General features: G+C 65.0%; 26 protein-coding genes. 15 read left to right on the forward strand and 11 right to left on the reverse strand.

Translation table 11 applies throughout. The features are described from left to right. Nucleotides 1-68: 68 nt before the first annotated feature. Nucleotides 69-581, forward strand: coding sequence for a helix-turn-helix domain-containing protein (locus ACIBI6_RS32465; RefSeq protein ID WP_364348688.1), 513 nt, complete (start codon nt 69-71; stop codon nt 579-581). 5 nt (nt 582-586) lie between these two features. On the opposite strand, the gene ACIBI6_RS32470 is transcribed toward ACIBI6_RS32465, so the two are convergent. Then, entirely contained in the window at nt 587-1,234 is a 648-nt protein-coding gene (locus ACIBI6_RS32470) for an NAD(P)-binding domain-containing protein (protein WP_364348685.1), read from the reverse strand. Between the two features lie 163 nt (nt 1,235-1,397). Between ACIBI6_RS32470 and ACIBI6_RS32475 the strand changes: the two genes are divergently transcribed. Continuing rightward, nucleotides 1,398-2,000 carry a hypothetical protein gene (locus ACIBI6_RS32475; protein WP_364348682.1) on the forward strand — a complete coding sequence of 201 codons (603 nt, stop codon included), beginning with the start codon at nt 1,398-1,400 and terminating at the stop codon, nt 1,998-2,000. A gap of 96 nt (nt 2,001-2,096) precedes the next feature. Here ACIBI6_RS32475 and ACIBI6_RS32480 read toward each other — a convergent pair whose 3' ends face one another. Beyond that, on the reverse strand, nt 2,097-3,191 hold the full coding sequence (locus ACIBI6_RS32480; protein WP_364348679.1) for a sn-glycerol-3-phosphate ABC transporter ATP-binding protein UgpC: 1,095 nt from the start codon (nt 3,189-3,191) through the stop codon (nt 2,097-2,099). Nucleotides 3,192-3,374: 183 nt separating this feature from the next. Between ACIBI6_RS32480 and ACIBI6_RS32485 the strand changes: the two genes are divergently transcribed. From ACIBI6_RS32485 to ACIBI6_RS32515, 7 genes are all read left to right on the forward strand, one after another. Continuing rightward, complete coding sequence (locus ACIBI6_RS32485; protein WP_364348676.1) at nt 3,375-4,169, forward strand: LLM class F420-dependent oxidoreductase; 795 nt, start codon at nt 3,375-3,377, stop codon at nt 4,167-4,169. 214 nt (nt 4,170-4,383) lie between these two features. Then, nucleotides 4,384-6,174, forward strand: coding sequence for an ABC transporter substrate-binding protein/permease (locus ACIBI6_RS32490; protein ID WP_396958800.1), 1,791 nt, complete (start codon nt 4,384-4,386; stop codon nt 6,172-6,174). Further along, nucleotides 6,174-6,899: an amino acid ABC transporter ATP-binding protein gene (locus ACIBI6_RS32495; protein WP_364348670.1), complete on the forward strand. Its 726-nt coding sequence runs from the start codon at nt 6,174-6,176 to the stop codon at nt 6,897-6,899. The genes ACIBI6_RS32490 and ACIBI6_RS32495 overlap by 1 nt, the downstream gene beginning before the upstream one ends. Nucleotides 6,900-6,995: 96 nt before the next feature. Beyond that, nucleotides 6,996-7,292, forward strand: coding sequence for a hypothetical protein (locus ACIBI6_RS32500; RefSeq protein WP_364348667.1), 297 nt, complete (start codon nt 6,996-6,998; stop codon nt 7,290-7,292). Nucleotides 7,293-7,738: 446 nt separating this feature from the next. After that, on the forward strand, nt 7,739-8,095 hold the full coding sequence (locus ACIBI6_RS32505) for a nuclear transport factor 2 family protein (RefSeq protein WP_396958801.1): 357 nt from the start codon (nt 7,739-7,741) through the stop codon (nt 8,093-8,095). A gap of 92 nt (nt 8,096-8,187) precedes the next feature. Beyond that, nucleotides 8,188-8,607 (forward strand): hypothetical protein, encoded by a 420-nt coding sequence (locus ACIBI6_RS32510; RefSeq protein ID WP_396958802.1) that lies wholly within the window; start codon nt 8,188-8,190, stop codon nt 8,605-8,607. Between the two features lie 132 nt (nt 8,608-8,739). Then, the gene (locus ACIBI6_RS32515) at nt 8,740-9,579 is read left to right on the forward strand and encodes an alpha/beta fold hydrolase (protein ID WP_396958803.1); all 840 of its coding nucleotides are present in this window, start codon (nt 8,740-8,742) and stop codon (nt 9,577-9,579) included. Nucleotides 9,580-9,935: 356 nt separating this feature from the next. Here ACIBI6_RS32515 and ACIBI6_RS32520 read toward each other — a convergent pair whose 3' ends face one another. From ACIBI6_RS32520 to ACIBI6_RS32540, 5 genes are all read right to left on the reverse strand, one after another. Next, the gene (locus tag ACIBI6_RS32520; protein ID WP_364348655.1) at nt 9,936-10,190 is read right to left on the reverse strand and encodes a MerR family transcriptional regulator; all 255 of its coding nucleotides are present in this window, start codon (nt 10,188-10,190) and stop codon (nt 9,936-9,938) included. 482 nt (nt 10,191-10,672) lie between these two features. Continuing rightward, nucleotides 10,673-11,938 (reverse strand): CHAT domain-containing protein, encoded by a 1,266-nt coding sequence (locus ACIBI6_RS32525; protein ID WP_396958804.1) that lies wholly within the window; start codon nt 11,936-11,938, stop codon nt 10,673-10,675. Beyond that, nucleotides 11,935-13,470: a tetratricopeptide repeat protein gene (locus tag ACIBI6_RS32530; RefSeq protein WP_396958805.1), complete on the reverse strand. Its 1,536-nt coding sequence runs from the start codon at nt 13,468-13,470 to the stop codon at nt 11,935-11,937. Before ACIBI6_RS32530 ends, ACIBI6_RS32525 begins: the two co-directional genes overlap by 4 nt. Continuing rightward, nucleotides 13,470-14,519 (reverse strand): hypothetical protein, encoded by a 1,050-nt coding sequence (locus ACIBI6_RS32535; protein WP_396958806.1) that lies wholly within the window; start codon nt 14,517-14,519, stop codon nt 13,470-13,472. The genes ACIBI6_RS32530 and ACIBI6_RS32535 overlap by 1 nt, the downstream gene beginning before the upstream one ends. After that, a complete protein-coding gene (locus tag ACIBI6_RS32540) occupies nt 14,519-15,838 on the reverse strand; it encodes a hypothetical protein (RefSeq protein WP_396958826.1) in 1,320 nt (439 codons plus the stop codon). The genes ACIBI6_RS32535 and ACIBI6_RS32540 overlap by 1 nt, the downstream gene beginning before the upstream one ends. A 146-nt stretch (nt 15,839-15,984) precedes the next feature. Between ACIBI6_RS32540 and ACIBI6_RS32545 the strand changes: the two genes are divergently transcribed. Beyond that, complete coding sequence (locus ACIBI6_RS32545; RefSeq protein WP_364348643.1) at nt 15,985-16,527, forward strand: lipoprotein LpqH; 543 nt, start codon at nt 15,985-15,987, stop codon at nt 16,525-16,527. A gap of 73 nt (nt 16,528-16,600) precedes the next feature. Next, nucleotides 16,601-17,404, forward strand: coding sequence for a hypothetical protein (locus ACIBI6_RS32550; protein WP_364348640.1), 804 nt, complete (start codon nt 16,601-16,603; stop codon nt 17,402-17,404). Nucleotides 17,405-17,462: 58 nt separating this feature from the next. Here ACIBI6_RS32550 and ACIBI6_RS32555 read toward each other — a convergent pair whose 3' ends face one another. Beyond that, the gene (locus ACIBI6_RS32555; protein WP_364348637.1) at nt 17,463-17,708 is read right to left on the reverse strand and encodes a hypothetical protein; all 246 of its coding nucleotides are present in this window, start codon (nt 17,706-17,708) and stop codon (nt 17,463-17,465) included. Nucleotides 17,709-17,984: 276 nt separating this feature from the next. Here ACIBI6_RS32555 and ACIBI6_RS32560 point away from each other — a divergent pair, with 276 nt between their 5' ends. Continuing rightward, nucleotides 17,985-20,057, forward strand: a complete 2,073-nt coding sequence (locus tag ACIBI6_RS32560; RefSeq protein ID WP_364348634.1) for a PhoX family phosphatase — start codon at nt 17,985-17,987, stop codon at nt 20,055-20,057. Nucleotides 20,058-20,155: 98 nt separating this feature from the next. Here ACIBI6_RS32560 and ACIBI6_RS32565 read toward each other — a convergent pair whose 3' ends face one another. Together ACIBI6_RS32565 and ACIBI6_RS32570 are read right to left on the reverse strand one after the other, a co-directional pair. Continuing rightward, the gene (locus tag ACIBI6_RS32565) at nt 20,156-20,815 is read right to left on the reverse strand and encodes a glycoside hydrolase family 25 protein (protein ID WP_364349076.1); all 660 of its coding nucleotides are present in this window, start codon (nt 20,813-20,815) and stop codon (nt 20,156-20,158) included. A 194-nt stretch (nt 20,816-21,009) separates the two neighbouring features. Next, entirely contained in the window at nt 21,010-22,347 is a 1,338-nt protein-coding gene (locus ACIBI6_RS32570) for an MGH1-like glycoside hydrolase domain-containing protein (protein ID WP_364348631.1), read from the reverse strand. Between the two features lie 202 nt (nt 22,348-22,549). Here ACIBI6_RS32570 and ACIBI6_RS32575 point away from each other — a divergent pair, with 202 nt between their 5' ends. The 3 genes from ACIBI6_RS32575 to ACIBI6_RS32585 are packed head-to-tail and all read left to right on the forward strand — an operon-like array spanning nt 22,550 to nt 23,910. After that, nucleotides 22,550-23,245 (forward strand): SDR family oxidoreductase, encoded by a 696-nt coding sequence (locus ACIBI6_RS32575; RefSeq protein ID WP_364348628.1) that lies wholly within the window; start codon nt 22,550-22,552, stop codon nt 23,243-23,245. 51 nt (nt 23,246-23,296) lie between these two features. Next, nucleotides 23,297-23,512, forward strand: coding sequence for a hypothetical protein (locus ACIBI6_RS32580; RefSeq protein ID WP_364348625.1), 216 nt, complete (start codon nt 23,297-23,299; stop codon nt 23,510-23,512). Then, nucleotides 23,509-23,910, forward strand: a complete 402-nt coding sequence (locus tag ACIBI6_RS32585; RefSeq protein ID WP_364348622.1) for a DNA-binding protein — start codon at nt 23,509-23,511, stop codon at nt 23,908-23,910. The genes ACIBI6_RS32580 and ACIBI6_RS32585 overlap by 4 nt, the downstream gene beginning before the upstream one ends. A gap of 167 nt (nt 23,911-24,077) precedes the next feature. On the opposite strand, the gene leuS is transcribed toward ACIBI6_RS32585, so the two are convergent. Then, nucleotides 24,078-26,927 (reverse strand): leucine--tRNA ligase, encoded by a 2,850-nt coding sequence (leuS, locus tag ACIBI6_RS32590; protein WP_364348619.1) that lies wholly within the window; start codon nt 26,925-26,927, stop codon nt 24,078-24,080. Between the last annotated feature and the right edge of the window lie 4 nt (nt 26,928-26,931).

The raw sequence follows: 26,931 nt of genomic DNA on the forward strand, positions 1-26,931 counted from the left end.
ATGTCTGGCTCTACTGACTTATAGTCAGGTTAACGCCTGGGTATAGTCAACTCAAGTCAGATTTCGCTATGATGTTCGTCATGGCAGCCGTAATGGAAGGACCGTTGGCAGATCTGAGCGCGTGGAAACCCACGGAATGCTCGATCGCGAAGGCGATGGACCTCATCGGCACCCGCTCGGCGATCCTGATCCTGCGCGAGGCGTATTACGGCACCACGCGCTTCGACGGTTTCGCCGCCCGGGTCGGCATCACCGATGCCGCGGCGTCGGGTCAGCTCCGTAAGCTCACCGAGGCGGGGCTGCTCGCCAAACGCCCGTATCAGGAGGAGGGCAAGCGGACCCGCCACGAGTACGTACTGACGGATATGGGCCGCGATCTACTGCCCGTTGTGCTCGCACTCATGCAGTGGGGCGATGTGTACCTGCAGCCGGGACCGGCCCCGTTGCTGCTGGTCGAGGAAGCCAGTGGCGCGCCGGTTCGGGTGCAGGTCCGCAGCGAATCGGGTCGCGAGCTCGACCTGGAAGAGCTCGGGGTGCGGCTGAACCCCGAATATTCGCGCGCCATCCGCTCGGCGAAGTAATCCGCTCAGGCGGTGACCACCGCGTAGTTGATGTCCTCGGTGCCGAACTTGTTGTAGAGGTGAACCCACAGCAGCACAAGGGGTTCGGTGCTGCGCGCGGTCACCACACCGCCCAGGTCGATGATCTGCTCATCGGACCAGCCGAAGGATTTCAGCAGGGTCGCCACCTCGGCTTTGGCCGACTCGTCATCGCCGCTCAGAAAGACGTTGTGGCGCCCCGGAATTCGAGACGGGTCCACCATGAGCTGGTTGTTCATGGTGTTGAGGGTCTTGACCACCCGCGCTTGCGGGAATGCCTGCTGGATCGCTTCGGCAACGCTGCCCGCCTCGGGCGTGGCCAATTTCGGCGGGAATCCATCGGAGAAATCCAGCGCGTTCGACACATCCACCAGCACTTTCCCGCTCAGATTCGAAGCTCCCGCCGCAGTGAGCGCGGCCAGCGAGACGGTGCCGGACGTCGCATTGATCACCAACTCCGCCTCGGCCACGGCATCAGCGAAAGTGCCGTGCGCGCCCCCGGTTTCGTTCGCCCACTCGGTCGCCGCCGCATTATCGGCGGTCCGGGACCCGAGCGTCACCGAATGACCGAGCTCGACGAGCTTGCTCGCGAGCCTGCGTCCAACCTGCCCGGTACCGAGCACCGCTATCTTCATTACCCGCTCCTCGCGCCGATCCCCGTTCGAGCGTCGAGTTTACGAACACGGCGTGGTCTTCGCGTGGCCTTCCGCCGCGGGCGAACGCCAATGGCGTCGACTCGGCGAGGGCGGTGATTGCGCGCGCAGCGCTTAGACTCGCTCGAAAGTCCGAAGGGGAGATATGCCGTCCACACCGTCGCGCCGGTGGGGCTGTCTGCTGCCACTGGCTGCTGTGGTCCTCATGTTCGGAGGTTTCGCGCTCTACCTGAAACTCGGGTCCATGTACGAGCAGTCGCATCCGGCCGCAGCTGCCCCGCCCGACTTGTGCGCGGCGATCGGTACCAGCCTTTTCGAGCGTTTGGTACCGGATGGCATGCCCGAGCCCAGTGCGATCTACTCGTCGGGTTCCGATGCGGCTTGCCAGTACTACACCGACAAGAGCCGTCCGATCGGCTCCGATACCTATGGTTTCTTGGGGGTGCGGCTGCTGCGCTATGGCCAGGTCGGCTGGGACTCGGGTGTCGATCGTGCCGCCGACGCACTCGTCTCATCCTGTGCGAACAACGCGCTCGCCGGGCAGTTCCACAGTGTGAGCGGTCTCGGGGACGCGGCCTGCGCTGTCTACAACGACGAGGGCAAGGACGGCACCGCATACGGTTCGGCCATAGTCCGCCGCGGTGCGGACCTGCTCTGGGTGGACTACTACACGCACCCCGGCACCGCTACACAAGCCCAGCAGGTGGTCACCGAAATAATGCTCGCGGCCCTGGCAGGAGTTCATTGACCGGACCGCTGAATGCTCGGAATCGTTTCTGCGCGTGCGCTTTCGCTGGCATCCGGTAGGAAGTTTCGGATTGGCGAAAGTGCACGCGCAGCGGTCTCAGGACAGGCGGCGGCCGTCGACGGCGGAGAAGAAGTAGGTGTGTTCCGGTGTGGCCGTCAACTGCACCCGGGTGCCCTTCTCCGGCGGGTTGCGCCAATCTGCCCGGGCGACAATGGTTTCGCCAGCGCCGTTCGTGGGGCCCTCGGCGATGGTGCGGCCGTAGATGTACGCGTCGGAGCCCAGCTCCTCGACGACGTCGACCTCCATCTGGATGCCCGACTTGTCCTGCGCCGCGCCGAGTTCCAGGTGTTCTGGCCGGACGCCGACCACCACCGAACCCTCGGCGGCATCGGCGACCGATCGCGGCACCGCCAGCGTGGCGCCGCCGAGTTCGACCGCGCCGTCGGCGACCGGCAACGTGAACAGGTTCATCGCGGGCGAACCCATGAACCCGGCGACGAACACATTCGCCGGATTCCGGTACAGATCGCGCGGTGTCGCGCACTGCTGTAGCAGCCCGTCCTTGAGCACCGCGACCCGGTCGCCCATGGTCATCGCCTCGACCTGGTCGTGCGTGACGTACACGGTGGTGGTGCCGAGGCGACGCTGCAGCTGGGCGATCTGGGTGCGGGTCTGCACCCGCAGCTTCGCGTCCAGATTCGACAGCGGCTCATCCATCAGGAATACCTGCGGCTGCCGCACGATCGCCCGGCCCATCGCGACGCGCTGACGCTGACCGCCGGACAGCGCCTTCGGCTTGCGATCCAGGTATGGCTCGAGGTCGAGCAGTTTGGCCGCCTCCAGCACCCGGCGCTGCTTCTCCGCCTTGGCGACCTTGGCGAGTTTGAGCGCGAAGCCCATATTCTCCGCGACGGTCATATGCGGGTAGAGCGCGTAGTTCTGGAACACCATGGCGATATCGCGTTCCTTGGGTTCGGCATGGGTGACGTCGTTGGCGCCGATCAGAATGCGCCCGTCGTCGACATCCTCGAGTCCGGCGAGCATCCGCAACGAGGTCGACTTACCGCAGCCGGACGGACCGACCAGAACGAGGAATTCCCCGTCGGCGATCTCGAGGTTCAGCTTGTCGACGGCTGGTTTGGACGTGCCGGGGTAGAGCCGGGTCGCGCTATCGAAGGTCACGGTGGCCATGACAAATCACATCCCATCACCGGCAGGAACGTGCCGGACGATCCGAGTAAGGGTTGACCGGCGATATTACTGGATGTGCTCGCTTCGCACACGATGCGCTCGAGTTCGCGCAACGAATCCCGAAGAGCGATCGCGCCGGTAGCCTCGATCGGGGAACCAGATCGAGCGACGAGGAGCAGACTCATGACCCGACCGGTTCGAATCGGCGTACAGCTACAGCCCCAGCACGCCGCAGACTATGGACTCCTGCGCGATGCGGTACTGCGCGCGGAGGACGCGGGCGTCGATATCGCCTTCAACTGGGATCACTTCTATCCGCTCAGCGGCGACCACAACGGCGCGCATTTCGAATGCTGGACCATGCTCGGCGCCTGGGCCGAGCAGACCGAACGGATCGAGATCGGCGCGTTGGTCACCGGCGGCGGTTACCGCAATCCCGATCTGCTCGCCGATATGGCGCGCACTGTCGATCACATCAGCGATGGCCGACTCATTCTCGGCATCGGCGCTGGATGGTTCCAGAAGGACTACGACGAATACGGCTACGAATTCGGCACGGCGGGAACCCGGCTCGCGCTGCTGAAGGCGAATATGGCCCGGCTCACCGCCCGGCTGAAGAAGCTGAACCCGCAGCCGACGCGCGATATCCCGATCCTGATCGGCGGCGGTGGCGAGAAGAAGACGCTGCGGCTGGTGGCGCAGTACGCCGATATCTGGCACACCTTCGCCGACCTCGACGCGCTCGCGCACAAGAACAAGGTGCTCACCGACCACTGCACGGATGTCGGCACCGATCAGGCGAAGATCGAGCGCTCGGTGCAATGGCCGGGCGCGGAGCGGGCGTCGAGGTTCGTCGAGGCCGGGGTGAATCTGTTCACCATCGGGGTGAGCGGGCCGAAGTTCGATCTGAGTGAGGTCGAGCGGGCGATTCGTTGGCGGGATGAGGTCAATCCGGAGCCGGTCAGAGGGCTGGCCTGACCCGGTCCGATCTCGAGAATCGTGCTCCGTCGGCGGCGTAACGCCGGTCGGCGATCGGGTTCGAATCACCGTGATCCGAATTCCGGGATCGGGTTACGGTGGCGCGTCCGCGCACGCCTGGCGGCTGTAGGGCGCGAGTGCGCGGTTCACCCGAGTGCGTGCGCCACGGGGTAGCTACCTATTAGCGCTGAATTGGACGCTAGGGTTCCTCACCATGGCTGGTCTGCCCGCTGTGCGGTCTCGTGCGTTGATCGCCGTGCTACTGCTTGCCGTCGGCTTCGCAGCCACGGCCTGCGGTTCCGGCGACGGTTCCTCCAACCGAGACCAATGCGCGCCGCCCGGACTGAGCGCGGCCTCGGCCGCACCGACGAACCTCGGCTCCGCGTCCTCGGCGGGCGCGGACAAGTACACCACCGCGAGCACACAGCCGGTATCGGCGATCGATACCAGTAAGCTGCGGCTGATCACGCCCGGCAAGCTCACCGTCGGCACGCTCTCGGATGCACCGCCGAGCATCTGCCTGAACTCGGCGGGCTCGTTCACCGGCTTCGACAATGAGCTGCTGCGGGCGATCGGTGCGAAACTCGGTCTCCAGGTGGAATTCTCGGGCACCGAATTCGCACCACTGCTTTCGCAGGTCTCCGGCGGTCGCTTCGATGTCGGTTCGTCGAATATCACCACCACCGCGGAGCGGCGCGAACGCGTCGGGTTCACCAACGGTTACGACTTCGGGTACTTCTCGCTCGTTGTCCCCAATGGCAGTGCCATCAAGGGCTTTTCGGATCTGGGCCGCGGTAACCGGATCGCCGTCGTGCAGGGCACGGTGCAGGACGATTACGTGGTCAACCAACTGCATCTGGATCCGGTGAAGTTCCCGGATTACGCCACCGCGTACGCGAATCTCAAGTCCGGTCAGGTCGATGCCTGGGTCGCGCCGTCGGCGCAGGCCGAGGGGCAGGTGAAGTCGGGTGACGGCACCACGATCATCCAGAACACCTTCAGCCTGGACAATTTCGTCGGCTACGCGATCGCCAAGAACAATCAGCCGCTGATCGACGCGCTCAACAGTGGTCTCGACGCCGTGATCGCCGATGGCACCTACGCCAAGCTCTACGCCGACTGGGTGCCGAGGCAGTTGCCGCCCGGTTGGCAGCCCGGTTCGAAAGCCGCACCGGCACCGCAACTTCCGGACTTCGCAGCCATTGCCGCGGAGAAGAAGACCACCGACAGCGGACAGAACGCGCCGAAATCGACAACGCAGCAGTTGAAGGAGACGTTCTTCGACTGGTCGCTGTACCGCAAGGCATTTCCCGATCTGTTCAAGACCGGCCTGCCGAACACCTTGATCTTGGCGGTGGTCTCGGGTGTGCTCGGCACCATCCTCGGCATGCTGCTCGCGGTCGCGGGCATTTCCCGGACGCGCTGGTTGCGTTGGCCCGCAAGGGTTTACACCGATATCTTCCGTGGCCTGCCCGCGGTGGTGATCATCCTGATAATCGGACTCGGCATCGGTCCTGTCGTTCGCAATATCACCGGCAACAATCCGTATTGGCTCGGCGCGATCGCGCTGGCGTTGCTGGCCTCGGCCTATATCGGTGAGATCTTCCGCTCCGGCATCCAATCCGTGGAGGCGGGGCAGCTCGAGGCCGCGCGCGCCATCGGCTTCGGCTACCGCCAGGCCATGACGCTGGTGGTGATCCCGCAGGGTGTGCGCCGGGTACTGCCCGCGCTGATGAACCAGTTCATCGCGCTGGTCAAGGATTCCTCGCTGATCTACTTCCTCGGACTGCTCGCGACCCAGCGCGAGCTGTTCGCGGTCGGCCGAGATCTCAACGCGCAGACCGGAAATCTTTCCCCGCTGGTGGCCGCCGGTCTGGTCTACCTGCTGCTGACCATCCCGCTGACGCACCTGGTGAACTATATCGACCACCGGATGCGCACCGGCCGACCCGACCAGCCCATCGACCAGGTCGAGGCGGCCACGATCACGGAAGGGCGCGGGTAATGAGTTCCTCTCTCACCGGAACCGGTCTGCATCTGACGCTGGGCCACAACCATGTGCTGCGCGGCGTCGATATCCATGTCGACGCGGGTAAGACAACCACCGTCATCGGGCCGTCCGGGTCCGGCAAGTCGACGTTGCTGCGGGTGCTGAACCGGCTGCACGAACCCGATCAGGGTGATGTGCTGTTGGACGGCAAGTCGGTGCTCACCGAGGATCCGGATAAGTTGCGTCAACGCATCGGGATGGTGTTCCAGCACTTCAACCTGTTCCCGCACAAGACGGTCGCGGACAATGTGGCGCTCGGGCCGCGTAAGTTGCGCGGTCTGTCCAAGGATGCCGCTCGGGCGTTGGCCGTCGAGCAGCTCGAGGTGGTCGGCTTGGCCGAGAAGGCCGATTCGCGGCCGGCGAATCTATCCGGTGGGCAGCAGCAGCGGGTGGCGATCGCCCGTGCGCTGGCCATGCAGCCGGAGATCATGTTCTTCGACGAGGCCACCTCAGCGCTGGATCCGGAGCTGGTGAAGGGCATTCTCGCGGTGATGGCGGATCTGGCTACCCAGGGGATGTCGATGATCGTGGTGACCCACGAAATGGGTTTCGCTCGTAGCGTCTCCGACAGTGTGTTGTTCATGGACGCTGGTCAGGTGGTGGAGACCGGCACACCCGATGCCCTGTTCGACAACCCGCGGACCCCGCGACTGCAGCGCTTCCTCTCGCAGGTTCTGTGACGCCCAGCACATCTCTAGTAAAGTTGATAGATGCGCACCTGTTAATGTGTCGCCACGCTAGGCGCCGCATATCCAGCAATGGAACGAGGATGTCCGATGACCACAGCGCATCCCGAGCACTCCGAACACCAGCACACCCACGGCCCCGGCTGCGGCCATACCGAAGTCCCGCACGGTGACCACACCGACTATGCCCACGGCGGCCACCTGCACCGTGAACACAACGGTCACTGGGACGAATGCGAACCCGCCGGCCACACCGAACACGCGGGCCACGACCACACCCACGGCCCCAATTGCGGCCACGAAGCCGTCCAGCACGGCGACCACGTCGACTATCTCCACGACGGCCACCGCCACGCCGCCCACAACGGCCACTACGACGACCACTGAGTCCACCGTGCCGCGCTCCGGTCCAACCCGGCCGCAGCTCGTCGCAAGCCGCCCGAAATCGATGTATCTGCGGCACGGATTGCGGACCGGGGTGCCGGGTGCGATCGCCCCGGATGATCCCCGACTGGAATTCGAGATGATGTTGGACCTGTGAGGCGGCGGCGAGATACGTCTTGCCGCCGGGGGCTGATCGTCGCGCTGACCGAGCACCTCGGCCCGGCGGGCGCGGAACGCCTGGCCATCGCCCCCTTCGTCTGGTGGCGAATCGCCACCGGTGCGTTCTGTTCGGCGCCTCGACGCAAATTCTAACCCGCTGACCGCATACGTATAGGTCGGCGAAAAGTACTTATAGATGACTGATTCGGCACCCCCGGCTCTGCTCATAACGTAGTTCCTGTCAGCAAGAACGACAGAGAAACCGCAGATCAGAAGCCTAGGAGGCCATCATGAACGAGCTCGTCGCACAGTACCTGGAAGTTTGGAACACCACCGACGCGGCTGCCCGCAAAGCCGGAATCGAAGCCGTGTTCACCCCCGAGGCCAGCTACGTCGACCCGCTGGCGGCGGTCGCCGGACACGACCAACTGGATGCCGCCATCGCGGGTGTGCAGGCCCAGTTCCCGGGTTGGGTGTTCACCCTCGCCGGACCGGTCGACGCCCACCACAACCAGGTGCGCTTCACCTGGGAACTCGGCCCCGTCGACGCCCCCGCCGTCGTCGTCGGCTTCGACGTCGCGGTCATCGAGGACGGGCGTATCGCCAACGTCTACGGCTTCCTGGACAGGGTTCCGGCCGCCGCCTGACCCCGCCCGACCGACCCCGCCGCAGCCACCGCGCTTCCGGTGGCGGCGGCTCCTAGTCGTCCGAACTCGTTACCCCAGAAGGAAATACCGTCATGACCACCAGTGCCCCCACCTACATGTCCACCCTGCTCGCCCCCGGTCAGAACCTGCTGCGCACTTCGCTGCGACTGGACTCGGTCGTCACCACCGTCAACGGCCTTGCCTACCTCGCACTTTCGGGACCGCTGGAATCCCTGCTCGGCTTGGACAGCAAGATCGGCATCCCGATCGGAATATTTCTGACCCTCTACGGCATAGGTGTTGCCCTGGTCGGCATGACCAAGACCGTCAATACCAAGGCCGCCGCCGTGGTTGCCGCTGGTAATGCCGCCTGGGTGGTGGTCAGCCTGGCCGCCCTCGTCGAGGGCGCACTCGAATTGAACCTGGTCGGCTCGATCTGGACCGTCATGCAGGCAGCCACCGTCGGAGGTTTCGCGGCCTTGCAGTACCTCGGCATCCGCAAGGCCCGCTGAATATTGGATCCCATCGACAAACCCCGCAAAACGCGGCATCGGCAGTGCTTATCCACCCCGCCGGCTTCGCCGGTTGCTGCCCGATGCCGCGTTCGGCGTTTGTGGTCGGTGCCGGCCTCTAAAGTCGAGGGCGTGCTCGAGGCAACCAGGATCCCGACCGAATTCGGCACCTTCGACGCCCTGACCAGCGGCGAACCCGGTGGACGCGAAGTAATGCTGTTGCACGGCTTTCCGGAATCGGCCATCGCATGGGAGTTCCAGCTGGCCGCGCTCGGTGGCGGCGGCTGCCATGTCATCGCGCCCGATCAGCGCGGTTATTCGTCGGATGTGCGTCCCGAAAATGTCGCCGATTATCGGGTCGAGGAGTTGGTCACCGATGTCATCGCCATCGCCGACCAATTGGGTTGGCAGCGTTTCGATCTCGTCGGCCACGACTTGGGCGCGCACGTCGCCTGGACGGTAGCGGCCGACCACCCGGCACGAATCCGAACCATGACGGCCGTATCGCAGCCGCACCCCACCGCCTTCCTACAGGCCATGATCGAGGACGAAGACCAGGCCCAACGAGCCCAGCACTTCACCTACTTCCGCCAGCCTCGCAGCCCTGAGCGCGCCCTTCTCGCCGACGATGCCGCCGCCCTCCGCAAGATCTTCGACTGGAAGATTCCCGAGGAACGCATCGACGACTACATCTACCGCCTCACCCGCCCGGATGCCCTCACCGCGGCCCTCAACTGGTACCGAGCCTTTCCGCTCGCGGGTCCGACCGCCTCGATCACCGTCCCCACCCTCTACATCTGGGGCACTGAAGACCCCACCATCGCCCCCACCGCCGCCCTGGCTACCTCAAGTCACGTCACCGCCCCCTACCGCTTCGAAATGCTCGAAGACACCTCCCACTGGCTCCCCGAAGAAGCCCCCGAATCCCTCACCCGCCTCCTCATGCAACACCTCCTGGCTCACCGGTCCTGAGTCCGAAAACCGCTGCAGGTTCCCGCCAACGGGAGTGGATCGGAAGTCTCGGGTTGCATCCTGTACCTGGTGCAGGCTCATGATGATCTCGCCAAGCCGGGGAAGCGTCCGATGGGGAGGGGCAAGCCGGCTCTCCCCCGGCGGATGACCGGACTCAGCTGACGGCGTGGATCCGTGGCCCGACCATTCGGGCGGGCGCGCACTGCTACTGGTGGCGCAACTCGTGACCCGATGGGGAGGTCAAGGACCGCGATGGCGTCAAAATCGGGTGGCCGAACTCAGCCCCGGCCCGATAGTGACTGATCCGGCACGGACTGCCACCGGGGCCTTTCCCGGCCGAAGGTGGCAAAGACTGGTCAGTCCTGCTGGGTGAGTTTGGCGTTGAGTTCGAGTGCTTCGCTGAGCTGGTCTTCGAGGATGATGATGCGGCACGCTGCTTCCAGGGGGGTGCCTTGGTCGATGAGTTCGCGGGCGCGTGCGGCGATACGCAGTTGGTAGCGGGAGTAGCGGCGGTGCCCGCCGGTGGAGCGTTGCGGGGTGATCAGTTCCGCTTCGTCCAGGCTGCGCAGAAATGCTTGGGTGGTGCCGAGCAAATCCGCGGCCCGGCCCATGGTGTAAGCGGGGTAGTCGTCATCGTCGAACTTCTCGTTCGCGGTCGTTGGTTCAGAAATCGTGATGCCTCCATACGCCGAAGTGCCCCGGCGCCTGCGGCGCCGGGGCACTGAAAGGGGGAATTACTTCGTCTTCCGACATGTAACCGAGACGTCGGCGATCACCCCAACTGCATATCTTCGCGGGTGACCCGACGGGCAATGCCTCCTCTCTACTCACGGGATTACTTCATCTTTCCGTGCAACTTCATCTTCCTGCCCGGCGAGCGGTGGGACCGTCGTACCTGCTGGTCCTGCGTCCGCGTCCGCCGTCTTACCATCACGGGCAGTTCATCATCTCCCGTGCCGTTTGGATACTTCCTTCTCTTCCGACGTCACAGAAGTTACCGCACACTGCGTGGAATGTCTACTGTTGCCGCTGTAGATTTTTTCGGCGGGTCGTCGTGTCGAAGCGATCCGACGCATAACCGGCCGTCCGGCCGTCAGGTGCGGACGGTGGCGAAGGCGGACCAGAGGAGGGGGGAGTGTTCGATGGCGCGGGTGGTGCGCCAGGCGGTGAGGCGAGAGCGTTGCCAGTTGGCGAGGGCGGTCACCGGGTCCGGGTGTTCGTGGGCGGCGTCGATGGCGCAGATGGCGTCTTGGAGGGGGTGGGCCTCGGGGGGTGCGCCGGCGAGGCGTTGGAAGGCCAGGTCGGTGGGCAGGGGCCAGCGGCTGGCGGTGACCAGTTCGGCGCCGCCGTTGATCATGGCGGCGACCAGACCGAGGGCCTCGCTGAAGCGCATATCGCCGCCGCTTTCGCAGGCGATCAAGGCGACTCGGCTCGGAATGGGCCAGAGTTGAGGTCCGGCAACGGGTTCGGTAGTCAGGGTGTGGGTGCCGAGTAGTAGGTCCTTGGCCGAGAGGGGGCGGTGGGCTCGGATGGGAGTGGCGAAGCCAATGGATTCGGCATCGCAGGCCAGGTGTAGTTCGGAGGCTTCGCTCTGGCCGGATTCGGGGGCCGCGGCGGTCACATGTCCCACATAGGTCAGGCGGCTGGCACCGCCGCGCAGCGCTGCGCTCAACCAGCGTCGATCGATATCGGTGCGGCGGAATGCGTCGATCGGATCGTCGACCGCGGGCAATAGTCTGCCTTCGCGGGAATACGCGGCAACCCGTTGCGCGAGTGGGGCTTTCGGGTCCATTCGGCCGAGGACGGAGCCGAGCGCGGAATCGGCGCGGAACCCGGGAACGCGTGGGTCCAGTACCGCCACCACTGGCAAGGAGCCCGTCTCGGACCAAGCCCGGGCCGTGCGGTCCGGACCGTGCACAATGCTGGCCGGGGCGAGCAGGCTGACATCGGCGATATCCACCAGCCGCAGCTCGGGATCGGGAGCGATGATTTCCCAGGGGATCTGAGCTACCCGGGGCGAGGGTTGCAGCCGAATATGTGGGCGTACACCGCGTACATGCAGGTCGTACAACTGTGCGGCAAGACCATAGGGCAACAAGGCGCGCGAAAGTGACCGCGCAACAAGATATTCCGCATCATAGGAGGCGAATGTGCCGGTGGTCATCGCGCGTTCGAGCCCCCCGGGCACCGCCGGATTCGGCAGCGCCCGCACGAACTGCTCGACGGCATCGGTGATCGCATCCCCGGGCAGCATGCTCGCACCCTGGGCGTATTCATCGCCCAACCAGCGCCACGACATGTACAGATCGCCGGCATCCGCCATCCGAACAATGACGGTCGGTTGTTCGGAAATGGTCATGCGGGCAACACCCGGCTGTCCCGTACCGAATGCCCGTACCGCCGCTCGGCGGCCTCGATATACGCGCCCAATGCGATATGTCCGTCCGGTGCGACGGCCACTCGCGGCGGCGGCGCCACCGGCAGCCCCGCGCTCGCCGCGACCGAGGCCAGAGCTGTGCCCAGCTGCGGTGCCGAACCACTCTGCGACCCGGTCCCGACCTGCACCGTGGGCTGCGCCACCGCAGCCGGTGGATCGAATAATTCGAGCGGCAGGCGCGGCGGCGCAGCGACCGCGGATCCGGCGATATCCAATGTCGTACCCGCGCATTGTGTTTCGATGAGGTCCACGATCAACGGACCATTGCCGGACAGATAGGCGAACCGAAATGCCATCCGCATTGCCGGATCGGCGATCTGGCGATTCCATTTCTCGCGCTGATTGCCATTGGGCAGGGTGTATCGTACGGCGTCGATGGCCAGCGCCGACGATACCGCGAGATCGACCGCCCGCCCCAATAGCTCGGCATCCGGCTTTTCGGCCGCCTCGATCACCGACTCCAACAGCGCGGCATGCCAGAAATCGATTTGGGCACAGTGCAATCCGAGACCGCGCTCGGCATAGGCGGCGAACGCCGCACCGATGAGGGCTTCCCCCTCGTCGTATTGCCCGTTCCAGTACGCCACGGTCGCCAGACGAACTCGCACATCGGCGGCATCGAGCACCGCACCGGACGCAAGGAAATAGTCGAGGCTGCGGCGATAGAGCTGATGCGCCGCAGCGGTATCGCCACGACCCTCGGCGAGAAAGCCCATGGTCTTCAGCCCGACGCCCGCCCGATATCCGAGTTCGGCACGCTCGAAGTACTCCTGGCTGGAACGCAACGGCTGTTCCGCCTCGTCGAACCGATCCAACCTGACGTACATGACGGCCAGATTCTGTTCCGTCTCGGCGACGGCATTGCGATCACCGGCGGCATCGAAGGCGGCCAGCGCCTGTCCCATGAAGTCGACGGCGAGTTCGCGCCGTCCGGTCTCGAAGTAGATACCGCCGAGTGTAGAAAGCGGATGTCCGGTCAGGTGCGGAGCGAAACGCACTGCCGCATCCAGGGATTCGGTGGCGAGTTCGATGGCATAAGCCCAGTTCTGGCGATGAAATGCCACTGCGGTCAGCGAAAGCAGACAGGCCACCCGCTGCATACTCTCGTCATCGTGTTCGGCGAGCAGCGCCCGCGCCTGCTCCAGCGCCTCCTGCGCACCGTCGAGATCGCCGACGTGCTGCAGCGCCTGGGAGAGGTTGATCAGTGCGGCGGGCCGCTTTTCGATCGCGTCCGCGGGCATCTCCGCGAGCGCCTCGCGAAACATGACGATCGCCCCGGCATGATCGCCCAGTTCATCACACATGCTCGCGGCATTGACCAGCGCGCTGATCCGCAAGCCATCCGTGCTCGTCCGGGCGATTTCCTCGAACAGCCGCCTGGCCTCGCCGACATCGCCGCGCTGATAGGCGGCTGCTCCATCGGCGAGCAGTTCGCGACCGTCATCGGCGGGCATCAGAAGTCCGAATCAGATGCGGCGGCCGCGATTTCGGCCAGCAAGGGCGCGTCGACGGCATCGTCTGCCACGGTCGCCCGTCGCAATCGGGCGGCCGCGAACTCACGAATCTGTCGCCGGATCTCCGGACCGCCCAACTCGGGTGCACCGGGTGCGCCGACACCGGGCACATAGACATCCACCGTCGAGACGGAATCCGAGGGCGTGGTGGCCGCGCCGGTCCACAGATCGCCGATCAGGTTCAGCTCGGCTTCCGCAGTACCGACGGGCGTGGTGATGAACGCACGCGGGTGCAGGTGTGCCGGTGCGGCCGAACCGAGTTGGGGCGCGGCAACCGCGGTAACGCGGACCGTCGTGGTGCCCGAATTTCGTGTCGATTCCCAAGACACCGCCCGCTCGGAGGCGTCGACAACCCCCGGTGGGCACCGCCGCCAGTCCCATCCACCGGTGCCTCGACCGATCGACAGCGCCCCGGTCGTACGGTCGCCGGATCCGCCACCCGCAGCGAGCGCGTAATCTTCTGCACGAGCGGATATTCCGGCTGAGACGGCAATATCGGTGGGTGCTGTCTCGTGGTCGGGCGCCTGCTCATCGTCATCGATGAGCATTTCGCACTCCGCGCGCAATGCGGTGATTTCCTGGTCGAGCAGCTGGTCGTCGAGCGGCGTGATGCCGTCGATCGTCGATGCGGGCCACCAGCGCGCCGCCCAATAAGCGAACCCGAGCCGCCAGGCGGCGGCCACCAGATCCGGTACCGCGGGTTCGGCCACGTCGGCGAATTCGGTTTCGCCGCTCTCAGTGTCGGCAATGGCAACGGCGATCCGCTCGCCGTACACCGCCCACAGCCAGTCCTGAGCGAGCTCGACATCATCAATCACCGCGGCCGGGATTGTCTGTCCGGCAAGCAGACTCCAGGACAGATGACCGCCGAGCACCTCGAGCACCAGCACGTCTATTGCCACGGCATCGTCCAACACCGTAGGCGCGCCCTCGGGCGCGATGATCCAGATCCCGTCCCCGCCCGGTTCGATCCGCACGGTCGCACTCATCAGCTCGCCCTCGATTCCGCCGGATCCGGCTCGGTGACAAGGGACCTCACACTCAGTGCCTGTTTGACCCGCATGCGATGGTCCAGCATGACCGAGCGCGCCACACCATCGAGCAGATCCCACAGCTCGTCCGGCGCATAGACGCCGAACTCCCTGACATCGCGTCCGTGCAGGCGCACCCACAGTCGCCGCAAATAGGGCCGCCACGGCGTGCGCAGTTCGGTGGCAATAGCCGTCAATGGGCCACTGGGCATTTCGACATCGGTGCGCACCGCGAGCCGCCGCGCCTGCAGCACGTATGCCTCCCGCTGCCAGCGGCTATTGATCACCCGATGTGCCGCGGTTTCGGCCGCCGCCGACTGCGTGCCATGCAATGCGATCGGTCGCAACCCGAGCGCAAGCGCGGCCCCCGCCGTCGCCGCGACCCGCAGAGATTCATCCAAAAGTGCCCAGGGCGAACAACTTCGGGCGATCTCCGTGGTCACCAATTCCGGAATGGGCGGCAGTTCGGCCCGGTCACTCGACGCCTGCAGCACGGTGAATACGCGTTCGTAGATAGTGCGATCGAACGGCAGCCCGAGGCTGGCCTTCGAGGCCGATGAACCGAGCTCCGGTGGCTGCGCAACCGGCACCGCGGTCAACCCGAGTTGATGTGCGGTCGGTTCGAAGCTGTTGTCCCATAGTCGGATTCCGCCGTGCGTCCCGGCGCGGGCGGCGACCAGCTCATCGAATGTCCGCTGCCCGTCGGCGCTGCGACCGTCGCGTGCCGCGGATGTATCGAGCAGCGCCGCGAACAGTTCGGCGTGCTCGCCGGTCGGTCCGCCCAACGGTCGCCGTCCCCATGCGATATCTATCAACGACCCGAGTTCGGCAGTCCGCGCACTCGCGGTCATGTACTCCTTGAGCGCTTGCGTCGTGCGGCCCGCCGCGAATTCGTGCACGTCGCGCAGTGTCGCCTCGGCGGTCGCCCGGTCCCGGTCCGGATCCGGCATACCCGAGGTGGTGGCCAGTTCGAAGGCACGCTGGAAATACAGATCCTGCGGATTGCCCTCGGTGATCCGCAGCGTCCGCCGGACCTGTTTGAGCAGCGAAAACCACGCTGCCGTCGCGCGCAGCACGTCAGCGGCGGCATGGATTCGGGTGGCGAGCAGGACCGCACCGTCGGCGGTCAGGATCGGGCCCGCGCACAGCGGATGCTGTACCGGGCGAATGACAAGCGGATCCAGGATGAGCTTCACGGTTCGTCGCAGCGGCCCACCGTGCGGTCCACTGAGCGGTTCGACGCCCTCGAGTCGGCGCCAAACCTCGTCCAGCACCATCGCGCGCGGCCGTCGCATTCGACCAGGTTAACGGAACTTTGCGTGTTTCAGACTCCGAAAAACCTGGGATCGGTAGGGCGCGTTCGATTCCTACCTTTCTCGTATCGGCCCAACACCGGAGCCGAACGAAGCAAAAGGAACAGATCATGAACAGCAAGCCGGTCCGCATCTCCGCCGCCGCTCTCACCGCCTCGGCCGCCGTTTTGGCCCTCTTCGTTACCGGATGCAGCGACGACTCGGGCAGCTCGCCGACCACCTCGGCCAATCCGGCCACCTCGGCCGCCCCGGCGCCGGCATCGGGCAAGTCGAGCGCCTCGGTCGACGGCAAGGCGCTCGACGGCAAGTTCGAGACCACCTGCGCCAAGCAGGGCGGCACTCTCGCCCTCGCGCTCAGCGACACCAATAACGCCACCTACGGCACGCTGAGTGTCAGCGCCTCCATCACCGGCTCCGACAACGTCCAGGCTGTCGCGGTCGCGGGCAGCAAGGGCGGCGCGAACGGCCTGCCCTATGCCCTCGGCTTCGGCAACGGCATGCCCGGCGGTTCGGCCAAGGTCGTCAAGGACGGCAACACCTACAAGGTCAGCGGTGAGGGCGTCGGCGCACCCGACCTCACCAATCCGACCGCAAGCCCGAAAAGCTCGAAATTCGACATCACCTTCGCCTGCTCGACCGTGGTCGGCGGCTGACCCTTCGCTCGCTCACGCCCCTTGATATGAGGGGCGTGAGCGGGGCAAACCTCTTCACACCCAAGGGAAAACCATGAAAAACATCGCCCGCTCGCTCGCCGCCGCGTTCCTCGTCCTCTCGATCGGCTACTACCTCTGGCACGGCCTCACCTACACCAGCTATGGCCCCTTCGACGACGGCACGCTCGCCTGGGTCGGACCGCAGATGGCGCTCCCGATCATCGCCCTGACCATCGTCCCGATCGTCTTCGCCTTTACCGGCGCGGGCATCCTGGCGGCCTTCACCGGCAACAACAGCTCGGCTTTCCGCGATGGTTCGGTCGGTATCGGCACCATCAAGTCCTTCCGGCAGACCGGTCTGACCGTCAATGATCAGCCGCAGATCCGCATCGACTTCAGCGTCGAGGGCGGCGACGGCAAGATCTTCGACTCGCACGCCAAAATGATCGTTCCGCTCACCGAACTCGCCCTACTACAGCCCGGTGTTGTGCTGCCGGTGCGCTATCTGCCCGATCGCACCGACAAGGTCGAGGTCGACCGCTCCGGCGATATGTCGGCAGCTCAGCGCGCCATGAACGAATCCATGATCCGAAAGGGCTTCACCACCAAGGCCAAACTCGATATCGCCGAGCGCGGCATTACCGCTCAGGCCGTCGTGCAGTCGCTTTCGGTGCCCGGCGAGATTCGCAACGGGTATTCCAAGATCGAGCTCGGCCTGGTCGTGACCCGGCCCGACGGAACGACTTTCACTACGAGTGTGGACAAGTTCCTGCCGCCCGCCAGCGTGGCCCAAGTGCAGGTCGGTCGCATCATCCAGGTCCACTATCTGCCGGAGAACGAACAAGAGGTCGTGATCGCACTGCAAGTCAATGCGTAGCCCCGGCACCGAATGTTGCTCTCGTTCACCAGGAACGGGAGCAATATTTGTTTGTGCGTCAGAAGACGCGGTGGCTGAAGAAGCTGTGCTGGCAGGTGGGACGCTTGCAGACCGCGCCACCGCTCGGGATGAAGCCGACACAAGTGGGGTGGGTACACCTGTTGCAGCCACCGTCGCCCACTTCACCCGTGCCGTCGTGGTCGACGAGTACGGCGCGGGCCTCGGCCACCGCGCCCGCGAGAATCGAATCGAGATAGTCCAGCGCCTGCGGGCTGAGCTGGGATCTTCCTCTGGATAAAGACATCGCACTACTCCTGGATCGGTCCTCATGTCCTTGTACCGATACTCCTCCTGGAAGGAGAGTTGCGCATGAGTAGCGCGATACGCGGCTAGGCCGAACATTGGCTATTCGACCAGGTAAAAGCGGTAGCGGCCGGTCGGTGTAAGGATAGCGGGCGCGTGCTTTCCGGTAGCTTCACAAATGAGGGTTACCTAATTGGTCGGACGTTCATCTGACTGTTTCCTGTGGATCGCCTGAGCGGCTTAGCGTGCGCCCGTCAGCAAAAGTCAGGAGTTCGTCGTGACACCGAAGCCCCTTGCCCTGTTCGTGAAGCGGGACGGCCAGCCGAAGCGCTCGGCCATCACCTGTCAGTACAAATGCGGTAACGCCTGCTTCCACGAGGTTCCGAACACCTCCGAGAACGAATACTTCGGCGATATGGTGCGCGCGGCGCTGACGCGGCGCGGCATGTTGAAGGGCAGTGCGGGGGTGGTGGTCGCGGTCGGCGCGGCCAGTGTGCTCGCGGCCTGCGGTGATGACGACAAGGTCGAATTGGCGACGGGCGGCTCGCTGGTCGACGGTGTGCCGGTTGGTACCAACTTCGCACCGGTCGCGGCGAATTCCGATGACGCACTGGTCATTCCGGAAGGTTACGAACACAATGTCGTGATCCGCTGGGGCGACCCGCTATTCGCCGACGCGCCGAAGTTCGATGCCAACGCCCAATCCGCGGCCGCGCAGGCCGAACAGTTCGGCTTCAACAACGACTTCGCCGCAATACTGCCCATCGAAGGCCAGGCGAATACCTACCTGCTGGTGGTGAATCACGAGTACACCACCGAACCGCAGATGTTCAAGGGTTACAACAAGGAACAGCCCGCACTCGAGCACTATCAGACCGCCATTGCCGCGCACGGTCTTTCGGTGGTCCAGGTCAAGGGCGATTCCGGAACCGGCAAGCTGACACCGGAATTCGGCAAGTACAACCGTCGCATTACCGGCACCACCGAGTTCACGGTGACCGGCCCCGCCGCGGGCAGCACCTTCCTGAAGACGAGCGCCGACCCGTCCGGCGCCAAGGTGCTCGGCACCCTGAACAATTGCTCCGGCGGCCTGACGCCCTGGGGCACGGTACTTTCCGGTGAAGAGAACATCAACCAGTACTTCGCCAACGGCGATCAGGTCACCGACGAGGCCGCCAAGGCAAGGCTCAAGCGCTACGGCTTCCCGAACGGCGCCTCCGAGCGCAAGTGGGAGCGGCACGAGGCGCGCTTCGATCTGGCGAAGGAACCCAATGAGGCCAACCGATTCGGCTGGGTCATCGAGGTGAATCCGTGGGACGCCTCGGCCGCGCCGATCAAGCACACCGCGCTCGGCCGGTTCAAGCACGAGGCCGCGACCATTCACGTCGCCGCGGATGGCACTGTTGTCGCCTATATGGGCGATGACGAGCGCTTCGACTACATGTACAAGTTCGTCTCGTCGCGAAAGGTGCAGTCCGGCAACGGTCAGGCGAGCATGCGGCACAACCTGACGATTCTGGACGCGGGCACGCTGTACGTCGCGAAATTCACCGGCGATCACCCGGACAAGATCGACGGCAATGGCACGGTGCCCTCGGATAAGGGCTTCACCGGTACCGGCCAATGGATTCCGCTGCTGGTCACCGGTGCGGACGGTACGGCAACCTCGAAGGTGGACGGCTTCACCGCCGAAGAGGTTTCGGTATTCACCCGGTTGGCTGCCGATAGGGTCGGCGCGACCAAGATGGACCGTCCCGAGGATTTCGAGGCGAATCCCAAGTCCGGCAAGGTCTATGTCGCGCTGACCTACAACGAGCAGCGCGGCGCGCAGGGCAAGCCCGCCATCGATGAGGTGAATCCACGCAATATCAATAAATTCGGGCAGGTGCTCGAACTGGACGACGATCACGCGGGCACCACCTTCACCTGGAATATCCTCATGCTGTGCGGTGACCCGAAGACCACCGACACCTACTTCGCCGGTTTCGATAAGGCCAAGGTCAGCCCGATCGCGGCACCGGACAATCTCGCCTTCGACGATTACGGCAATCTGTGGATCTCCACCGATGCCTCGCGCGCCAACGGCGCCAATGACGGACTGTTCTCGGTGGTGCTCGACGGTCCGAATCGCGGTGAGACCAAACAATTCCTGACTGTCCCGTTCGGCGCGGAGACCTGCGGTCCGACCGTATCGGAGCAGCGGGTTACCGTTTGTGTCCAGCATCCGGGCGAGCGCGACGACGCGACCGCGGACAAGCCCGCCTCGCATTGGCCCGATGGGGGCGATAGTCTGCCCAGACCCGCCGTTGTCTCGGTGTGGAAGAAGGGTGGCGGGCGAATCGGCACCTAGGGGCGGCAGCCGGCGGGGTGGGTAGGCCCAGTCGATTCCCCGCGCAACACACGAAACCGCTACTCGAACCTGCAGGGAGTAGCGGTTTCGTGCTGTGTTCAGTCCATATTGGCGTAGCGCGCGAAATCGCCTTGGGCGCCGCTGTATACGTTGACATCGGTGCCACCCGCGATACCGGGAATGCGGCCGCTGTCGGTGGTCTGCCAGAACGTCCAGGTCGGCCAGCCGCCCGGTACTTCGGGTTGTTCGTTTCCGCGATAGTCGGCGATCCAGAGCGGATACCTGGTGAATTCATTGGTATTCGCCATGGCCGTCTTCCAGAAATTGGGATAGGTGTAGATAATCGGCACCCGTCCGGTCAGGGCCCGCACGGTATTCAGATACCGATGCGTCCAGTTGATCAGCCCGGCCGGATCGAGTCCGCCCGCATTCTCCAGATCGAGCACCGGCGGCAGATCCAGCGGCCCGTTCTGTCCGAGTACGACCGCCGCGTACAGCGCCGCCTGCGGCTCGGGCAGCAGGTTCGGTCGCGCGTAGTGATACGTCCCGCGCGCGACTCCCGCCGTCCGCATCAGAAGGCTGTCCGGCACGAAATACGGATTGATGTAATTCACGCCCTCCGTCGCCTTCACCATGGCGAAAGCGTGCCCCGCCCCGCGCACCGCGAACCAGTCGATGAACCGGCCGTCGACATGCTGCCACGACGACACATCGGGCCCGCTCGGTTCGGCCACTGCCGTGCCCGTCGAGGTAGCCATCAGGATGCTGCCCAGCGTGATCGCGGACAACGCCACAGTGCGAGTGGATCTCCAGCGAGTGCTATCCATGCTGTTCGACGATAGCGACAACGGACTCGTGTGACCAGTGTTACATGTGTGACAGTTGCGCAGTATTCACTCACTGCTCGCTTGCGCCGCTCACATCAGCAGCGGCCCCAACGGTTCCGGATGCGTTAGCCGAGCCAGTCCAGGACCGAGGCCGCGGTCCAGGACTGCTGCATGCTGCCGAGGGGTTCGCCGGTGAATGGTTCGTAGTATTCGGCGAAGCTGCCGTCGCTGGCTTGGCGCAGACCTTCGGCGCGCAGCATGAAGGATCGTTCGGCCCAGCCGCGGCGGGCGAAGACCCAGGAGAACAGCCAGCTCATCACCGGCCAGACCGGGCCACGCCAGTATTCGCGGGAGCGGAAGTCCTTGGAGACCGGTGAGGTGGACGGCGGCAAGGCATAGCGCAGATCCGGGTGGCCGCAGAAGCGCGGTCCCTCGAACAGGCGCAATAGGCTGCGTTCGGTGTCGCGGGGCAGGCCGCCGCACAGCAGTGGGGCGAACATCGAGAGGGTTTCGGTACTGATCCAGCGCGCGAGTCGCACGTCGAAATCCCTGGCCGCACCCGTGCGGGCATCGGTGGTCGCGACCACCCCCGCGCGGAACCGATCCGCCCACGAATGCAGTTCGCGGACATCGGCATGGGGCTGCTTGTACTCCTCGCCGATATTGGCCAGAACCTCACACGCCAACGCGAAGATGGCGGTGACGAAGACATCCTCCACCGCGAAGCTCATCGTCGAGGCGAGCTGGTAGTCGTCGTATCCGGCGCGGCGCATCTGCTCGACCAGCCACAGATAACGGTCGTATTCGCGATCGCTCGGCCGCTGCGACGGATCCGAGACGACCAGCAGATCCTCGCGCTGATACGGCGGCAGATCGCCGGGCGTCACATTCGCATAGGCCCGATCCCAGCGCGGCGAATTGTCCATTCCGGATTCCCAGCCGTGGTACAGCGTGATCCGGCCGCTCTCCTTGGGGTCGCGGGCATGGGCCAGCCAGCGATGCCAGCGCACCAGATCCGGCCAGCGCCGATTCAGGAATTCCTCGGCCACCGCCCTGGTGCTGCGGCCGTGACGGCGGGAATGGTCGAGGATGCGCTGCACCGCGATGGCGTGCACAGGCGGCTGGGTGATGCCGGAGGTGTCCGGACCGTCGGGGGCGTTGGCGGCCAGCCTCTTGCACTCCCAGCGGGCCGGGCCGGGGAAGTAACCGTCCACGCCATTGGCGAAGACGATGTGCGGAATCATCCCGTTCTTCCACTGCGCCGAGAGCAGGGTGTCCAGTTCGATGACAGCGCGCTCGACGCTCAGCGGGGCGAGCCCGACCGCCACGAAGGCGGCGTCCCAACTCCACATGTGCGGGTACAGCCGGGGCGCGGCAGTGGTCATGGTGCCCAGATCATTGCCCCGTAGCAGATAGGCGGCGCGAGCCGCGAGCTGTGTTGGGGTGAAACCTGGGTGTGCCATCCCCCTATTTTGCGATGACACCCGCAAGTACGCCCGTTCAGTGACTCGTGTCTCGTCCTGGTGCGCCCTGGTGGCCAGCTGGTGTGCGCTGGATCTCACTCTGCATGCCCCGTCCGTGAATTCCATTTATTCGCTTTATGCATCCATCGCCGCGCGCGCGGGTATTGCTACTGCCCGTTTCGGTGGCCGATACGGTGACTGCATGACCTCCGCCGTGACCAGCACACCGAAGCCGACCGCGCTGATCACCGGTGCCAGCCGCGGGCTCGGTGCCGCGATCGCCCGCGAACTCGCACCGACCCACGATCTGCTGCTCGGCGCCCGCTCGGCCGAGGCGCTGCGCGCGATATTAGGCGAACTACCCGGGGCCACCGGATGGCCGGTCGAGTTGACCGACTATTCCGCAGTGGCGGAAGCGGTTTCGTCGATTCAGCGCCTGGATGTGTTGGTACACAATGCCGGTATCGCCGACCTGGGTTCGATCGCTGATTCTTCGGTGCAACAGTGGCGAAATACCTTGGAAGCCAACGTGGTTGCGGTCGCCGAGCTGACCAGACTGTTACTGTCCGCGCTGCGTGCGGCCAACGGTCATGTGGTGCTGATCAATTCGGGCGCCGGTTTGCGGGCGAATGCGGGCTGGGCCTCCTATGCGGCGAGCAAGTTCGGATTGCGCGCGTTCGGTGACGCGCTGCGGTTGGAGGAACCGACGCTGCGGGTGACCTCGATCCATCCCGGCCGCATCGATACCGATATGCAGCGCGAGATCATCGCGGGTGAGGGGCGCGAGTATCGCGCCGAGGAATTCCTGAGTCCGCAGACGGTCGCGGGGACCGTGCGCTCGGCCATCGATACACCGCGCGACGGCCATCCGACCGAGATCGTGCTCCGGCCGTTCTGATCCTGCATATCGCGGTGTGCCTATGTCATGTCGTCGACCCAGAGGATCACCGTGACCCTGCCAGCTGAGCAGGTCGCGGAGTTGCGTCAGCGGACCGACAACGTCTCCGGCTACATCGCGGCTGCGGTGGCGCGTCAACTCCGCCACGAACTACTCGCGGATGATCTGCGCGGGTATCAGGAGAAGCACGGTGCCTTCACCGACCAAGAGCTCGCCAATGCTCGCGATGAAATATTCGGCGGCGATGCCAGGACGAGCGCTGCGTGACAGAACGCTTCGAGACCGTCGTATTCGACAGTCGAGGAATCGCGCTGTGGGTGGGGCAGGATCGCGGGATGCTGGCGAAGATTCAGGTGCTGCACCAGATGGGCGCGGATCTGGTAGTCGGAGCCAACACGATTGTCGAGGTGAGCCATGCGAAGGTGAATATGCCTCGACTGCAATGGACACTGTCCCGGGTGCGCGTCGGGCCGGTGGACCAGGCCGCCGCGACGGCCGCCGCCGAACTCCTGAAACAGGCGGGTCCGCACGGCCACAAGTACGCCATAGATGCGACTCTCGCCGAAATGGCGCTGCGTCAGCCTGGCCCGGTCGCCATCGTGACATCCGATATCGACGATATGTGGCGGCTGTGTGGTAACCGGGTCCGAATGATTGCGGTATAGCTGGCGCCGGGAGTCATCGCGGCACGAAAGTTGGCGAAGTCACTTCTGTGGAACAACTTCGGTGTCGATGGCACGCCATACGATCGTGTCCTGCTGCCACCACACTGACGGACCTGCGCCGCGCACGAAATGCTGGGTAAATCCGTGCGCGGCGGTGGTTCTATCGCCTACGCGACGATATTGACGAGCCGCCCCGGCACCACGATCAGCTTGCGCGGCGCATTCCCGCCCAGCACGGCCGCGATCTTCTCATCGGCCAGCGCGGTCGCCTCGATGGTCGCGTTATCGGCGTCGGCGCGCACCTGAATTCGGCTGCGCACCTTGCCGTTCACCTGAATCGGATACTCCACCGACTCATCGACCAGCAGGGCCGGATCCGCCACCGGGAACGGACCGTGCGCCAGGGATTGCTTGTGTCCCAGCCGTTCCCACAGTTCCTCGGCGATATGCGGTGCCATCGGCGCCAGCATCAGCACCACCGGCTCCACCACCTCGCGCGGTGCACCGCCGGGGTAGCTCTTGGTCAGATGGTTGGTCAGCTCGATCAGTTTGGCGCCCGCGGTGTTATCGCGCAGTGCGGCGTAATCGTCGTCTACACCCGCGATCGTCTTGTGCAGCAGACGCAGCGTCTCCTGCGACGGCGTCGCATCGGTGACCCGGATCGCGCCGGACTCCTCGTCGACTACCAGTCGCCAGACCCGCTGCAGGAACCGGTGCGCCCCGACGACATCCTTGGTCGCCCATGGCCGCGAGGTATCCAGCGGCCCCATCGACATTTCGTAGAAGCGGAAGGTGTCGGCGCCGTACATATCGCACATCTCGTCCGGCGAGATGGCGTTCTTCAGCGACTTGCCGATCTTGCCGTACTCCTGGAACGCCTCGATCTCGATGCCGGTCGTGGGATCGGGGAAGTAGTGCTTGCCGTCGCGCTCGATGATCTCGGCGGCGGGCAGATACGCACCGCGCGCGTCGGTGTAGGCGTGCGCCTGGATGTAGCCCTGGTTGAACAGGCGACGGTACGGCTCGGAACTGCTCACATCGCCCAGATCGAACAGCACCTTCTGCCAGAACCGGGAGTACAGCAGGTGCAGCACCGCATGTTCGACACCGCCGACGTACAGGTCGACACCGCCCGGATCGTTGGGGCCGTGCTCCGCGGTGCGCGGGCCCAGCCAGTACTGCTCGTTCTCCTTGGCGCAGAACGCGTCCGCATTCGTCGGGTCCGCGTAGCGCAGCTGGTACCAGGAGCTGCCCGCCCAGTTCGGCATGACGTTGGTATCGCGGCGGTACTGCTTGGGTCCATCGCCCAGATCCAGCTCGACATTCACCCAGTCGATGGCCTTGGCCAGCGGCGGCGACGGTTCGGAGTCGGCATCGTTCGGATCGAAGGTGACCGGCGCGAAATCGTCCAGCTCCGGAAGTTCGACCGGCAGCATGGATTCCGGCAGCGCGTGCGGTGCGCCGTCCTCGTCGTAGACGATCGGGAACGGCTCACCCCAGTAGCGCTGGCGGGCGAACAGCCAGTCGCGCAGCTTGTACTGCACGGTGCCCTTGCCGTGGCCGTCGGCCTCCAGCCGGGCGATCACCGTGGCCTTGGCCTCCTCGATGGACAGGCCGTTCAGGTAATCGGAGTTCACCAGCGCGCCGTCACCGGAGTAGGCCGCGGCCGAAATATCCCCGCCGGAAATGACTTCCACAATCGGCAGACCGAAGACCGAGGCGAACTCCCAGTCGCGCTGATCGTGCCCGGGCACCGCCATGATCGCGCCGGTGCCGTAACCGGCCAGCACGTAGTCGGCGATGAAGATCGGTACCTGAGCGCCGTTCACCGGGTTCGTCGCATAGGAACCCAGGAATACGCCGGACTTCTCCTTGTTCTCCTGACGCTCCAGATCCGATTTGGCCGCGATCGCCTTGCGGTACCCGGCAACGGCTTCCCGAGGATCACCGGCATCCTCGAAGGTCCAGCGCGGATCGACGCCTGCGGGCCAGGCCTGCGCCGTCAGTCTGTCGACCAGCTCGTGCTCGGGAGCCAGCACCACATAGGTGGAACCGAACAGGGTGTCCGGCCGCGTGGTGAAGACCTCGATCTGCTGACCGTCGGCGTCGAATTTCACCTGCGCGCCACGGGATCGACCGATCCAGTTGCGCTGCATGGCCTTTACGTTCTCCGGCCAGTCCAGATGGTCCAGATCGTCGACCAGTCGGTCGGAGTAGGCGGTGATGCGCATCATCCACTGCCACAGCCGCTTCCGGAATACCGGGAAGTTGCCGCGTTCACTGCGACCGTCGGCGGTGACCTCTTCATTGGACAGCACCGTGCCCAGCCCCGGACACCAGTTGACCACCGAATCCGTTTGGTACACCAGGCGATACGAGTCCAGCACCTCGGCGCGTTCGGCCGCGGTCAGATCCTGCCAATCGCGGCCGTCGGGCGTCGGGCGCGCACCCGAATCGAACTGTGCCCGCAGTTCCGCGATCGGCCGGGCGCGTTCCAAATCCTGGTCGTACCAAGCGTTGTAAATGCGCAGGAAGATCCACTGCGTCCACTTGTAGAACTCCGGGTCGGTGGTCGCGAACGACCGCCGACGATCGTGGCCGAGACCCAGCCGGTCCAGCTGACGCTGCATGGTGGCGATATTCGATTCGGTGGTCTGGCGCGGATGCGCACCGGTCTGCACCGCGTACTGTTCGGCGGGCAGACCGAATGCGTCATAGCCCAGCGCGTGCAGCACATTGCGGCCGTGCATCCGGTGATAGCGCGCGAAGACGTCGGTGGCGATGTAGCCGAGCGGATGCCCGACATGCAGACCCGCGCCGGAGGGGTACGGGAACATGTCCTGGACGAACAGCTTGTCCGCCGGGGTCGCACCCGCGAGCGGGCCTACCGGGTTCGGCGCGTGGAAGGTCCCGCGCTCATCCCAGGTCTGCTGCCACCGGCGCTCGATGCGGCCGGCGAGGCCCGCGCTGTACCTGTGCTCCGGTACATCGCTTTCGGTTGCACGAGTGTCCGCCACGGTC

The organism is Nocardia sp. NPDC050412 (genome assembly GCF_044458825.1).
In the GTDB taxonomy this organism is placed as follows: Bacteria; Actinomycetota; Actinomycetes; order Mycobacteriales; family Mycobacteriaceae; genus Nocardia.